Source organism: Elioraea tepidiphila DSM 17972, assembly GCF_000378465.1.
GTDB lineage: Bacteria > Pseudomonadota > Alphaproteobacteria > Acetobacterales > Acetobacteraceae > Elioraea > Elioraea tepidiphila.
This window is the reverse complement of sequence record NZ_KB899963.1, coordinates 1-1,315: the sequence shown is the minus strand read 5'-3', so window position 1 is coordinate 1,315 and position 1,315 is coordinate 1. Positions and strand designations below refer to the sequence as shown.

The following is a 1,315-nucleotide window of genomic DNA, read 5'->3' as shown; positions in this document are numbered from 1 at the left end:
GAATGGCACGCCGCCAGAGCGCAGTTCGCCATCCTCTTCCAGGACCGTCTCAACCCATGATCACCACGGTCCCGCACGAAACTCCTGACAGTCCCTGAATGTGGCCGCCTCATCGCCCTGCACCAGCGCATCAGCCACCACGCTGTCTCCGATCTCGGCGCCAGTCAGGATCGCCTCGCGCACCAGGTCGGACCCGAGGTCGACCGCCACGTGCGCCTTGAAGCCGAAGAAGCTCCTCTGCCCGCGCCGCGTGAAGCCCGCCTCGGGGTCTTTCGTGGAGACCGCGCCTTCGCTTTGCCGCGGACGGGCGACGGCGGCCTCCACCAAGGTCGCGTCGATCAGCGTGCCCGCCTTCAGCATCAGGCCCTGCGCCTCGAGCTGGTGGTTCACCTCGGCAAACAGCGCCCCCGCCAAATCCCGCTCCGCCAGGATGCCGCGGAACCGGCACAGCGTGGTCTCGTCCGGCGTGCCGTCATCGAGCCCGAACCCGCAGAAACGGCGGAACGAAAGCCGGTCCGACAACGCCTCCTCCAGGCCAGGATCGGACAGCTGGCACCACTGCGCCAGCAGCAGAGCGCGGAACAGTGCCAGAGGCGGGTAGCCGGGACGGCCGGTCGGCGCGCGCAGCGGGGCGAGCAGCCGCTCCATCGGCGCCCAGTCGATCAAGCCGGCAATCCGCTCCAGCCGCCGGTTCGAACCCACCCCCGCCGGCAGCAACGCCTCCGCCAGACTCGCCTGACCAAGCCGGCGCTCACCCATAACCACCTCGCTACCCGCCTTCAGACCGATAGCGAATCAACATTCACCCCACCGCGCAAGCCATTTCGCAGAGGTCTCCTATGGGGCACGCGTCTCGTGATCCTCGCAGATACGAGCATTATCCACGTCAGGCTTACACTGCGAGGGCTCGCCGCCGAAGCCGAACTCTGTGATCGAGGCCCCCATCTGCACGATCTGCCCCTCCGAGTGCGTACGCGCATCTTCCGCGTGGGCAGCACCTGGTCGAGCGGGATCGCCCTGATCCGCATATCAGGTCGCATCGGCCAGAGTCTCTGCCCGTTCTGCCACCACCGAAGCTTAGCCGCGATCATTGCCCGTGAGCAGAATGGAGATGTCCGATTGCAGCATGCGCCAGCGCGCGATCGCCAGATCGACGAGTGGGGCGCGAAGTCGATCCCGCCCAAGCGCGCCGTGCTCTGCCTGGCCAGGATTGTCGTGCCCTAGCAGGCTGCGGAAATTCGGCTGTTCGAATCGCTCATGGCCTGATTCGCTGCTGCTGCTGGTTGGCGGCGGGGTGGGCTGTAGCGATGCGGGG

The 1,315-nt window shown here is 67.0% G+C and carries 2 protein-coding genes; both read right to left on the bottom strand.

The window, feature by feature from the left end:
* Window positions 1-60 precede the first annotated feature (60 nt).
* A complete protein-coding gene (locus F563_RS23630) occupies window positions 61-717 on the bottom strand; it encodes an IS5 family transposase (RefSeq protein ID WP_211211465.1) in 657 nt (218 codons plus the stop codon).
* Between the two features lie 360 nt (window positions 718-1,077).
* The coding region (locus F563_RS25465; RefSeq protein WP_211211464.1) for a hypothetical protein at window positions 1,078-1,315 on the bottom strand (238 nt) is incomplete at its 5' end.